This is a genomic window from Mesorhizobium sp. M0016 (assembly GCF_040324035.1).
GTDB lineage: Bacteria > Pseudomonadota > Alphaproteobacteria > Rhizobiales > Rhizobiaceae > Mesorhizobium.
In genome coordinates this window covers 24,778-35,374 of sequence record NZ_JAMYVM010000039.1, presented here as the reverse complement: position 1 = coordinate 35,374, position 10,597 = coordinate 24,778, and the positions used below count along the sequence as shown (strand labels likewise).

Annotated in this window: 6 protein-coding genes and 1 pseudogene; 3 read left to right on the top strand and 4 right to left on the bottom strand. The window is 58.2% G+C overall.

The window, feature by feature from the left end; all coding sequences use genetic code 11:
• Positions 1-86: 86 nt before the first annotated feature.
• Positions 87-2,336: pseudogene (gene metE / locus NKJ88_RS31640) on the top strand (5-methyltetrahydropteroyltriglutamate--homocysteine S-methyltransferase); the annotation flags it as partial.
• Positions 2,337-2,866: 530 nt separating this feature from the next.
• Here the strand turns inward: metE and NKJ88_RS31635 are convergent.
• Positions 2,867-3,922: a cytochrome-c peroxidase gene (locus NKJ88_RS31635; protein WP_352446820.1), complete on the bottom strand. Its 1,056-nt coding sequence runs from the start codon at positions 3,920-3,922 to the stop codon at positions 2,867-2,869.
• An 860-nt stretch (positions 3,923-4,782) separates the two neighbouring features.
• Between NKJ88_RS31635 and NKJ88_RS31630 the strand changes: the two genes are divergently transcribed.
• A complete protein-coding gene (locus tag NKJ88_RS31630) occupies positions 4,783-5,136 on the top strand; it encodes a hypothetical protein (RefSeq protein ID WP_352446819.1) in 354 nt (117 codons plus the stop codon).
• A gap of 137 nt (positions 5,137-5,273) precedes the next feature.
• Here the strand turns inward: NKJ88_RS31630 and NKJ88_RS31625 are convergent, their stop codons facing one another.
• Positions 5,274-6,278 carry a glycosyltransferase family 10 domain-containing protein gene (locus NKJ88_RS31625; protein WP_352446818.1) on the bottom strand — a complete coding sequence of 335 codons (1,005 nt, stop codon included), beginning with the start codon at positions 6,276-6,278 and terminating at the stop codon, positions 5,274-5,276.
• 1,117 nt (positions 6,279-7,395) lie between these two features.
• Between NKJ88_RS31625 and NKJ88_RS31615 the strand changes: the two genes are divergently transcribed.
• Positions 7,396-7,866 (top strand): Ros/MucR family transcriptional regulator, encoded by a 471-nt coding sequence (locus NKJ88_RS31615; protein ID WP_352446821.1) that lies wholly within the window; start codon positions 7,396-7,398, stop codon positions 7,864-7,866.
• Between the two features lie 219 nt (positions 7,867-8,085).
• Here NKJ88_RS31615 and NKJ88_RS31610 read toward each other — a convergent pair whose 3' ends face one another.
• Positions 8,086-8,298: a cold-shock protein gene (locus tag NKJ88_RS31610; RefSeq protein WP_352446817.1), complete on the bottom strand. Its 213-nt coding sequence runs from the start codon at positions 8,296-8,298 to the stop codon at positions 8,086-8,088.
• A gap of 391 nt (positions 8,299-8,689) precedes the next feature.
• Complete coding sequence (locus tag NKJ88_RS31605; RefSeq protein ID WP_352446816.1) at positions 8,690-10,558, bottom strand: secretin GspD/PilQ domain-containing protein; 1,869 nt, start codon at positions 10,556-10,558, stop codon at positions 8,690-8,692.
• Between the last annotated feature and the right edge of the window lie 39 nt (positions 10,559-10,597).

The following is a 10,597-nucleotide window of genomic DNA, read 5'->3' as shown; positions in this document are numbered from 1 at the left end:
GCGAGCACAAGAAGCTCGCTCTGCGCCAAGCCGCATGACCAGCATCATGGCCGCCCCTTTTTGCAGAACTTGACGCACACAACCCATCGGCCGCTGGCGACCTTCTCACGACGTCTAAGGCGCTCCGTGCCGCTAGCTGGGAAGAGCAGCGCGATCGCGGCGTGTCGAAAATCCCGTCAAACGACTTCTCGCTTTACGACCATGTGCTCGACACCGCAGCCATGGTCGGCGCCATTCCCTCCCGTTACGGCTGGAATAGCGGCGAGGTCCCACTTGACATCTACTTCGCAATGGCGCGCGGCAACCAGGGTCAGACGGGGGATTGTGGACACGCTGGTCACCAGGAGGCGGCTCATGAACCTGGTGTAACCGCGATGGAAATGACCAAGTGGTTTGACACCAACTACCACTACATTGTGCCGGAACTCGATGATGATCAGACGTTCGCCCTCTCGTCAACGAAGCCGGTTGATTACTTCCTCGAGGCAAAAGCTCTCGGCATTCACACACGCCCAGTCATCCTTGGACCCATCACCTTCCTCAAGCTGGCGAAATCGTCTGCCGAACGGTTCGGTTCCATCGCGCTCCTACCGCGGCTGCTGCCCGTTTACGAGCAGCTTCTGCAGAGGCTGAAGCTGTCGGGAGCCGACTGGGTGCAGATCGATGAGCCAGCGCTTGTCCTCGATCTGAACCCGAACGAACGAGCTGCGTTCGAATTCGCCTATGGCCAGCTGTCGAAAGCCGCGCCCGAGCTGAAGATCATGCTGGCTACGTATTTCGGGTCGCTGGGAGACAATCTCGAGACCGCGGTTTCTCTGCCCCTGGCCGGGCTGCATATTGATCTCGTGCGCGCTCCCGAGCAGCTGGAAACGGTGGGTCGACTCGCTCCGAAGGATCTGGTGCTCTCGCTTGGCTTGATCGATGGCCGCAACGTCTGGCGTGCGAACCTGCCCGCCATTCTCGACCGCATCAAACCGATCGTCGCCGGCTGGCCCTTGGACCGCGTCGAGATCGCGCCTTCTTGCTCGATGCTGCATGTGCCGATTGACCTGCGCATGGAGACGGAACTCGAGGCGGACATCAGGTCGTGGCTCGCCTTCGCGGCCCAGAAGACTGACGAGCTGGTGTTGCTCGCCCGGGCCTTGTCCCAAGGCAGGGATGCGGTGGCAGCCGCGTTGAAAGCGTCTGCCGAGGCTGCCGCCACTCGCGTGACATCCACGAAGATCCATGACCCGCTTGTCGACGGGCGGATCGCCAGCATTGACCATAGCATGAAGCGACGAGAGAGCGCTTTTGGCGAGCGCTCCAGAGTCCAGGCCGGCACGCTCGGGCTGCCGCGGTTCCCGACGACGACAATCGGGTCCTTCCCGCAGACGCCGCAGGTACGCCGCGCGCGGGCCGCTCATGCGAAAGGCCAGCTCAGCTATGTCGACTTCGAAATCTTCCTGAAGAAGGAGATCGAGTCGGCAATTCGTTGGCAGGAAGAGATCGGGCTGGACGTGCTGGTGCACGGTGAGTTCGAACGAAACGACATGGTACAGCATTTCGGCGAGCAGCTGTCTGGCTTCGCCTTCACCCAGCATGCCTGGGTACAAAGCTATGGGTCGCGCTACGTGCGTCCCCCCATCATCTTCGGCGACGTATCGAGGCGCAATCCGATGACGGTGCGCTGGTGGCAATTCGCCCAGTCGCTTACGGAAAAGCCCGTGAAGGGAATGCTCACAGGCCCAGTCACCATTCTCAACTGGTCCTTTGTTCGCGACGACGTACCCCGATCCGAAGCCTGCCGCCAGATCGCGCTCGCCATCCGCGACGAAGTCACCGATCTCGAAAGGTCCGGCGCAAGGATGATCCAGATCGATGAGGCCGCGTTTCGCGAAGGATTGCCACTGCGCCAATCTGACTGGAAAGTCTATCTCGACTGGGCTGTCGAATGCTTCCGGATCGCTTCAACGGGTGTAAAGGACGCGACTCAAATCCATACCCACATGTGCTATTCGGAGTTCAACGAGATCATCGACGCGATCGCTGGAATGGATGCGGATGTCATTTCGATTGAGACGTCGCGCTCGAAGATGGAACTGCTGGACGCCTTCACGAGCTGCAAATATCCGAACGAGATCGGTCCCGGCGTCTATGATATTCACTCACCACGTGTGCCGGAGGTCTGCGAGATTTCGGACCTAGTCATGCTTGCCCGCGAGCGACTGTCCGACGGCCAACTGTGGGTAAACCCGGACTGTGGCCTCAAAACACGCAAATGGGAGGAGGTCCGCCCTGCCCTCATGAACATGGTCGCTGCAGCGCGCACCATCAGGGAGAAAGTGCAGGCCTGAGGCTTCTCCTTCCTCACCGTGTGGTGAGCTGCCGGCTGGCGCATGTCGGCCGAGCCAAACGGTGCACACTCTTGGAAATGAGCCACTCGGCGAATGCGCGGAATTCTCGTGGGAGGGGGGATGATGAGAACGACCCAGCCTCTGGCCGCGGCTGGGCTGTCTTTGGCACTGCAGGCCGCCTCGTCGGCCACTTCTACATCCATAACGCTCACGATTCAGGCTTCGTTTGCGAAAGAGCCTGACTTCTTTCGGTGTGCAGCCTGCTAGGGAACATACAGGCCCACCCCTCCAACAACGCGTACACGCGTCGTTTCTCAAAGTAGACTGCTTGGCGCGTTCGCTCAGGCGGCGACAATATATGATGCTGGGCGTCTGTCCGCTTCCCCACTTGATTCGCGCAGACTACGGGCGACGTGGCAGGTTTCGGGTATTGCTAGCGTCCGGCCAATTCGGAAATGGACCTCGCGATTGGTCCGTCCAAGTAAAACTCGCCTCATTATCGATTGCCACGTCCGCAGCCAGTTGGCCCTTTATTTTCCTGAGATCTGCGTTAGAGGCCGGGGCGTTGTCGCCGTTTCGGAGGGTAAGATGGGATAGGCGACCTCAGGTGCCTCTCCGGTCAGCGAGTTGAGGAACGCAACAAGCAGGTCAACTTCTTCGTCCGCCAGTACTACGCCAAGCTGGGTGGTTCCCATAATAGCGACGGCCTGTTTCAGATCCCAAACCTTGCCCGAATGAAAGTATGGCGCGGTGAGTGCAACGTTGCGTAGCGGCGCCACGCGGAAGACATAGGAATCGTCGGCTGCATTGGTGACCGCAAATCGGCCCTTGTCTTTGTCCGGCAGGACCTCGGCGCTGGGCTGTTCCACGAGGCCGAATGGGTAATAGGCTTGCCCACCAACGTTGATGCCGGCATGGCAGGACGAGCAGCCTTTGTGCATGAAAAGCACCAGGCCCTGTTTCTGTTCGGAAGTCATGGCAACCTCATCACCATTCAGGAAGCTGTCGAACGGGGCAGGTGTGACCAGTGTCGCCTCGAAGGCTTCGATCGCCTTGGCGAAGTTGTCGAAGGTGACCCGATCGGCTTCAGCCGGAAAAGCTGCATCGAACCACTCGACATATTGCGGCATGGACTTGAGCGTGGCGATGACTTGGCCCGGTGTATTGGCCATTTCGATCCCGGCTTGGACCGGTCCCTTCGCCTGAGCCTTCAGGTCTTCGGCACGACCATCCCAGAACTGGGCGATGTTGAAGACAGCGTTCAGTACAGTCGGCGCGTTGCGCTGTCCCTTCTGCCAACCATGGCCGATCGAGGTTTCGTGATTGTCGTCGCCGCCGGTGGCCAGGTTGTGGCACGAGTTGCACGACAAGACGCCTGACGCCGAGACGCGTGGATCGAAGAACAGTGCCTTGCCGAGAGCGATCTTTTCCGGGGTGATCGGGTTGTTGGCGACTGTCGACGTGGTGGATGGCAAAGCCGTGAAGGTGGCCAATGCCGTATCTCTGAGGTCGGTGGGGACCAAATCCGCAGCAAAGGCGGTGGGTGCCAGCAAGGTGACTGCCATCGTACTGAATAGGATTTTCATAATTGGTCTTCCTGCGTCGTGCACGCAGCCATTATGCGATCTGCGGCTCATGAACGCCCTGAGCTAGATCAGCTGAGGGAGAGGACGGGGTCTGACACCTGTTTTCGCAGCTGAGCTGGGACCCTCTTGGAAGTGATCGCTCTTCTCGATTGGACTTCAGGGAGGAGGAGTATCCCTGGTCGGCAACCGGTTGTATGCATCAAAGCACGCCCTGAGGGGGCTTCGTAGATTCGGTCACTGCGATCTTCCAGCCAAGGTCCAGAAAGTCACAGCATGCGCAAGACTGGCAGCGAAAACTGAGCTTCAGAAACGTCAGGGTTCATTGTTCCTCCTGACCTGCTGATTGCGTAATCGGCCTGGTCGACACCCGCCGACTGCACATCGTGATGTCACCAGCGATGGCGGTTTCAATACCTAAGCAGCGACGGTCTATGCGACAGTATGGATGTCGTATCGGAATAGCCGTTCTGCCTTTATCGATCGTCACACCGGCATGCAGCTCCGCTTCTACGAACATCCCATCACGCGAGGACGGCGCGGCGCTTGAGCAGGTCCACCCGCTGTCTGCCTCACGCCTTGATCCACAGATCCTAGGCGATGACCACGTTGTCGTCATCATTTGACCGGCGCGGGGAGCCACCGCAAACTGTGCGGTTGCCAATGCGTAATGAAGTGAATTGGAATGATCTTCGGTTTGCGAAACACGCACGTCCGGCGCAGCTTGCGTTGACAGAGGCGGTTTTAGGCGCAATAGCACTTCCGCTGGCCTATTTTGTGGAGTTCAATTGTGGTTCGGCCACGGGCGCGGGGCGCCGGACCGGCCCCTTGTAAACGTAATTAAAGAGAGAGAGAGACCCTGCATGGAAGAAATCTTACCGCGCATCGCCACTGGTGCCGGCATCGGCCCGGCTCTCGCAGAGAAGGCCGTTGGGTTAATGCTGGGTTTCCTGCGGAGCCACGCGGCCGACGGTCCCGGCGCGCGCATGATCGAGGCCATTCCGGGAGCTTCGGAATTAGTAGCGAAGTATCATGGCGACGACCCAGAGGGTGGCGGCCTTATGGGGCTCGGGCAGCAATTGATGAGTGAGGGTCTCAGCATGGCAAAGATCGCCGCCCTCGCCAACGAGACGATCGCCTGCGCCAAGGAACATGCCGGCGACGAACTCGTGGCCGAGGTCCTCAACTCCGTTCCTGGCCTTCCCCAGTTCGTCTGATCAGCGGCAGCCGGGGGCGCATGACCTTGTGCGCCTGTGCCGGCCCGTCTGCGCAGCAGGCATTCTCTGCCGAGCGTTCCGCACCGATCTCGCCAGACCACCAACCGCCGGGCACGCGAAGCGAGCGTTGGAGTATTTCATTCGTCTATTGAAAAATCAACTTCAGGCGATTCGATGTGTATAATTTCTGGCGGTAAGGGTTTATCCTGAACGCTTTCGATGAAGCCCGCGAGATAAGCAAACGTATTGTATTTCTCGAGGACTAGCCGCTTCGCCTCTCTTATTGCGCCGCGACGTTCCTCCCAGAGGTCTGAGTTGATGATTTCTTGAATTTTTGGGATTACGTTCTTGTCCTCTGGGTCAATCAGAACCATAGAGTCCGAAGGGAAGAACCTCGTGATTGCCGGGCTGCCGTAATAGATCGGCATTGTTTCAGCAACGAAGCAGTCCATAAGCTTCTCTGTAAAATAGTAATCAGCACGAGTATTCTCGAACGCTATACTGTACCGGTAAGGTGCGAGTGCGTTCCATTTATCTCCAATCAGCCGAAAACCTCGGCCGAACAGGTCAAAATCGAGCTCCTTTCTCAGCCGTTCCAAAAACGCCAGCCGATATCGATGTCCTTTAAGCAGGGCAATGTTACTGGTAATCCATGAGAGCCGAAGGGGCTTATCCACGACTTCGCTGACCAGAAGTTGGTCATATGTCTTGTTTACAGACCAAGACCGAGTGATAGGTGGAGACAAAACGAATCGGCGCGCTGCATTCTGCCGAGCAGCCAGCTCTGGGTCTGACGTGAGGACGATAGTATTTTTCCCCTGCCCTTCATGAAACGCGCGATGAGCTTTCGTCGGCGGTTCGCCGATTGCAAAAATTGTCCTGTTTGGGCTCGCCTCGATATCAACAGGGAGCCCAAAAAGAGAAGCAGAGTTAAAGACAATATGCCAATCGGGCACGAAGGATGTCGTGCGTACAAAAGCGACATTGTTCCAGATTCCACTGCCCTTTGGAGTGAGATGGTGGATTGCATCATCCAAAACGCCCCAAGAATCTAGACATGTAGCTACAATGGGCGCCGGGCGTTCCGTCAACAATTTGGCCGACAAAGCAGTTCCACTCCCTTCACTCGTGAAGGTACTCAATCGTCATTCCAGATTGCGCTAACATTGGGCAGCGTAAACCTTCCGGGACCCGCTGTCGAGGCAATTGTCGCTTTGCACTTGACTAGGTTCTTGCTCGCTTTGTGTGGTGATCAGGCCGGCTCAGTGGCAGCATGCTTGCCCTAAGGAGTTCGCAGCCCGCTCTGCCTAATCGTACGTTTGATCGTCTTCAGGCGGTGCCCTTCCGCCTGGCCGTTGCTCCAAGGTAGTTCAATGGCATCGCGAACGGCGTCAAAGTCACAGCGTAGGACCCGAGCGAAACGCGTGATGGCGACGAGCCCGGAGTTGACGCGACGACCGAAGTGTCGAGCTTGCCCAATTCACAGGCTCCGCAAAATGCCGCCAGCGCATGGCAAGCCTGCGGACGTGGCAAACTGTGAACCCTGCTTCAGGACGTCGACCTTTCTGGCCTGATTGATCGTCAGCATATCGCGAAGCTTCATGCAGAGGGCTGCGGCGACTGCCCGTATGAGGACGCGTCGCTGGCTGGTTGATGCGCATGATTGAAGCAGGCGACTCACTGTCCTTGCCCGGCCTCTCGGCGCGGCGCCAGCTTGCGATAAGCTGCTCCAGATTCGAAAAACTGCCCGTGTCGCCGCCTTTTCGATATCATGGAAAAGGTGTCGTCCGCAGCGGTTGCCGTCTCGCCAGGATCGGCTAAGAAACGCCTCGAAATACATTGATGTCCTTGGTTTACCAGCGGCGGATCCCAGCCCCCTTGCAAGAGCGGCTCACCGGGCGATGAACTTACATCGTTTTGCCATTGCCAATAGCGTTTGATCCATCGTCTCTGACGCCCACCAGCAAGCGATCACGATCCCTCGATTTCACAGTCCAAAGAAATAATGCCAAAATGCCGCGCTTAGGCTCGAGACTACTAGCAACTTCGACGCAAAGTGACAGCCGGACGCGCCACGCACCTCGGCAGGGTCGCCAACAACGAGTGGCTCAGCGTCATGGCGGGAAATATGGCGCATCGATGTCGCTTCTGGTCGAGCATTGGCAATTAACGCTACCGAGACCTTTGTTGCTTTCAGCGGCGACCGCCACTATGAAGCGACGCTTCGCCGACTGTGTTTCACGCCGCCTGGAGAGTTTCATGACAGAAGAAGCCGAAAAAAACATCGACACCCTCATCGAGCTCACGGCCGATGTCGTCTCAGCCTATGTCTCCAACAATCCGATCCCGGTGGGGGATCTCCCTGCCCTCATCGGCCAAGTGCACGCGGCTCTGAAAGGGACGGGCGGAGGTGACTCTGCAGAAGAGCCGGTTGCCCTTAAGCCTGCAGTCCCGATCAGGAAATCGGTGACACCGGACTACATCATCTCCCTTGAGGACGGGAAGAAATTCAAATCGCTAAAGCGCCATCTGTCGACCCACTACGGGCTGACGCCGGATGGATATCGGGCCAAATGGGGCCTGCCGGCGGATTATCCCATGGTCGCGCCGAACTACGCCGCGGCGCGCTCGTCATTGGCCAAGACGATGGGGCTCGGCCGCAAACCGAAGGCGCCGGAAGCGCCTGAGCCTGCGCCGACAAAGCGAACCCGCAAGAAGGTCGCGGCTTGATTCAGCAATCGAGATTCGTTCTGGAGCGTTGCAGCCATCGGCTTGATCTGCGCGTCAAAAAGGCGGGCCAACCCCGCCTTCCTTTCAAACAACTTTGTTTCATGAGGAATTCGCGAAGATGCAGCAATCTGCTGCCCTCAGTTTCTGTAGTTCCTATCGAACGGCGGTGAGGACCTACGGACCGACACGCCCACTCTTGCCAGTACGCAGGAGAAACGTTCAACCAGCTTTGCTCAGGCTGCCGGCGGATGACTTGCCAGTGCGGCGGTCCTGCTCGATCTCATAGTTGATCTTCTGGCCGTCAGCGAGGGTCGAGAGGCCCGCGCGTTCGACAGCGGAAATGTGGACGAAAACATCCGGACCGCCATTGTCGGGCTGGATAAATCCGAACCCCTTGGTGCTGTTGAACCACTTTACCGTTCCAGTCGACATATATTTGTTCCTCTTTACAATTGCAGCGTGGGGCAGGCCATTGGGCCTGTCCGAGTCATAGCCGAGACTTGGGCGCAGCAAAAAGCAAAAATGAATATCCGATCAGTTGGCGCGCTCCATTGTGGGCGTAGCTGCCGGCAAGCACTGTCCACACTACCGCTCGGAGATGGCCGGACAGCAGACAGCAGGCTGAAGTCAAAGCAACAGTTGAACCAAACGAGTCGACGCGTCAAGTCGATGATAAGCGTCAAACCGAAGGACGGCTCGGGCGAGCCGCCGGCTGAAGCGCGGCGGGCGAAACGCGGAAGCGGACTTCCATGGCCAAAAGCGCTCGAACGGCATCCCTACGAAAGAACTACGGCCGGTTCACGTTAGCCGCGCCCAATTCGCCTCACCTGGAAAAAGACGGACGAGGTTTGCCTTGATCTGACGGTGTTAGCCTGCGGCCCAGGTCGGGGGCTAGGGTCTCGAACTTTTCGCGCAGTTCCTCCGTCAGGGCCCTTGCGTCGGCGCCACTGTCAACCACCCGGGTATTAAGCAATATCAAGAGCTCCGTCCGTTCCTTCTGGTATTCCGTGCTGCGGAATAGTCCCCCAAAAAACGGAAGGTCCTTGAGCACAGGAACCCCAGAATTGGCGCGGTTGGCGCTGTCTTGCATCAATCCACCAATAGCGATCGTGTCGCCACTTTGTGTCAACACGGTACTCTGAAGGCGGCGCAACGAAATCACCGGGGATTGAACATTGGTCAGCGTGTTCCTGTTGCTGGTGCTGACCTCCTGGAATGTGTCGAGTGTTATACTACCGCCGGCACCTATTCTGGGTGTAACAGCCAAGATCGCCCCTGTGTCGCGCATCTCGACGTCGCTCACGATCGGAGAATTCTCGCTTAGGACAGATTGCGATGATCGCGCGAGGATCGGGACCTGATCGCCCACCTGGATCGTGGCGGTTTGATTGTCGACCGCAAGGATGCGCGGCGCGGACACAACCTTGACCTCCCCAAGCGCTCTTAGCCCGTGTAACACAATGTTGGCGTCCTTGCCGGGAAACACATACGACAAACCATTTGGAACTGCGCCTAGGGCCCTGGTGGAGAGAAGATAATCCACGCCGTAGCTCAGACCGTCGTTCAGCCGCACCTCAGCGATGATCGCTTGGATGAGTACCTGCCGGGGCTTGAGATCGAGTTGACGGATCGCGGCTTCCACAATCTTGTAGTCGTGCGGTTCTGCGAGTACGACGAGCGCGTTTTGTCCCGGGTCCGCTCGGATCCGAACCGGCGCCGAAAGGCCGAGACGGTTCGCTGACACGACCGTTTCGTCCGCCGGATCCGTTCTTGAGACGGTCGCATCTGACATTTCGGCCGGGGAACTTGCCACGTTGACCGGCAAGCTGGCCCGATTGGACGCGTCACTTCCCACCGACAGTCTGCCGAGCGATCCCGCGGGCTTTGCACGCTGGATAGCACTGGGCGCCTCAGCGCCGAAGGTTTGCGCCAGCACATTCGCCACGTCCGAAGCCCGCCGGTACAGCAGTGGACGCACGTGAATGTTTGCCGTTGCCTCGGACGCACTATCCAGTTTGATGATCGCCCGGCTGACCTGCTTGAGAGCTGCAGGATCTTCTGCTACGACCAGGATACCATTCAGTCGCTCTAGCGCCGCAAATCGGACAGGCCTTCTTTCTTTGCCATTCTGCGCAAACAACAAAGTGAGTTCTCGCTCAACGTCGGCCGGACTCGCTTGTGACAGCGTATACAGTCCGAAAGACTTGCGAAGCATAGCGTCTGTGTCAAAAATACCGACCAGTTCCCGCACTGAAGCCAGAGATCCCGGCGGCCCACTGACAACAATGCCTCTCCCCCCGGGGGCCGGCGTGAGACGCACGCCCTCCTCCAAGTTCGGTCGGATTACTCCGATGACCTCTGCCGGGTCGACATACTGCACAGGAATAACTTGAACGTTGCTTGGCATGCCGCCAGCGAGGTCAGCCAAGCGCCCCACTCGAACACCTTGCTCACCCGCAGCCAGGCCAAACCCGTGCGGTTCCAGCGCTTTGTCGAGTAGGCGCAGCACCTCACTCGCTGGCACCTGGCGTGCCGTATGAAGGGTCATTTTCCCTCCGACGCCAGGATCGATGGTAAAGGGCATGCTCATGACATCGCCTACGACATCCTGCACGACCAGGCGAATGTCGGCATTGGTATAGTCGAGGCTCACGCGCCTGGTATCCGTCACCAGCGGCAGCTTGCGTTCCACTGTGGCTGCGACTGGCTGCGCTAGCCTTTGTCCTATCAC